Source organism: Adlercreutzia sp. ZJ304 (assembly GCF_011039075.1).
GTDB lineage: Bacteria > Actinomycetota > Coriobacteriia > Coriobacteriales > Eggerthellaceae > Adlercreutzia_A.
The window spans coordinates 1-1,369 of the sequence record NZ_JAAKEG010000029.1 but is presented as its reverse complement, the minus strand read 5'-3'; the positions used below and the strand labels follow the sequence as shown (position 1 = coordinate 1,369).

Here is a 1,369-nt window from a genome sequence, read left to right as displayed (position 1 = left end):
TGATTGCAAACAAATATAATATAGCTTGTGTCTAGCTTATCGTAGTCTGCCCCTTTATCAAGCGATGCAGTATCAATAGATGCTTGATAGTATCTATATCTCCTAGCGATATCTGCTCTTTGTTGAACTTGTAGTTCTATGTCAAAAACTTCGTGTTTTGTTTTAGCAAACAAATCAAGTCGAACACTCTTAAAGTCTAGTCTAGGTTCTATTGCTTGTTCTGCGTTTTTATAGATTAGGTCATCAATTTGTTTACCTAAGACACACTCTAGAAAGTCTTTACATATATCTTTTTGAATCATTACGCGATTAAACATGAACTGATTAGTAATAGAAACAAACTTTTCTTTATCCATAGCAATCTATTCTTTCTCTAGAAGACTTATAAATCTTCTAATCAAGACTAGATTGCAAACCTTATATCTGTGTATCAAAAATGCGATATCAAGCGACATACAAACCTTGGCACAAAACTAACTGTTTGCAACACCTATTGACATCTCAAATCCCCATAGTTGCAACTTTTATTGAGTGTAAATCTTGCAGAAAGCTGGCATTTGCCACACTAAAAAATCCTAGGATATAGGCAAAAATGTGTCTAATTCTCACTTGGCATACCTGTTCAGGCAAGCCTTCTCTAAGAAAAAGTCAACCTATGAACAGGAGTGAGCGATGTTTACTAGAAAATGTGCAATCTGCGGCGGCAAGATGAAGAAAAATGGGTTTACAAAAGCTGAAAGATAAAGGTAGAGATGTAGCTTATGCGGAGGCTCTAGTGTTAGGGAAAACGATACCTCCGCAAGATGGCTTTTGGGTAAACTCTCAACACCTTGACGCTAGATTACGATTCAACTCATCCGCATACTAGTCAAAATAGTTAGAAAAATGGTCAAAACTTCCGACTTTCCATGGTCATAGCGCCACATAGCTAACTTGAATTGTGGAGAACACTGGGCAAACAGAAAATTTGACGCTTTTTTGATGCCTTAGCAGACAGGGTTTTGCGTTCAGGACTGTGGAAAGTCGAAAGTTTTGACCATGTCTTCGCCTAAAAAGTGACGAAGGCAACACACAACCTAATTGGATGCGCCAAAGAGCAGCGTGCCAAAGAATTGCACCTAATGGCACACTCTTTGACACGCTATATCCGGGATGAAATTTTCAAAAGAATAGGCACTAAAGCCTAAATTTACGAATTGCTTTTAGCTTTGTATTAAATGCCGAACTCAGCAAAAAGCTGCTTACGATAGGTTGGGTCTTCGGATGCCTTGAATAGGTCGTTTTCACGCTTTTTAGAGAGAAGTAACTTTGTGAGTTCTGCATAACGCATTTCAGCTTCCACTCGTCCGCGTTCCAGCCCTCGTTCTAA

Annotated in this window: 1 protein-coding gene; it reads right to left on the bottom strand. The window is 38.6% G+C overall.

What is annotated here, in order from left to right; translation table 11 throughout:
- Positions 1–356 (bottom strand): Rpn family recombination-promoting nuclease/putative transposase (locus tag G7Y46_RS09025; protein ID WP_165254018.1); only part of this gene is annotated, 356 nt, incomplete at its 3' end.
- Positions 357–1,369 lie beyond the last annotated feature (1,013 nt).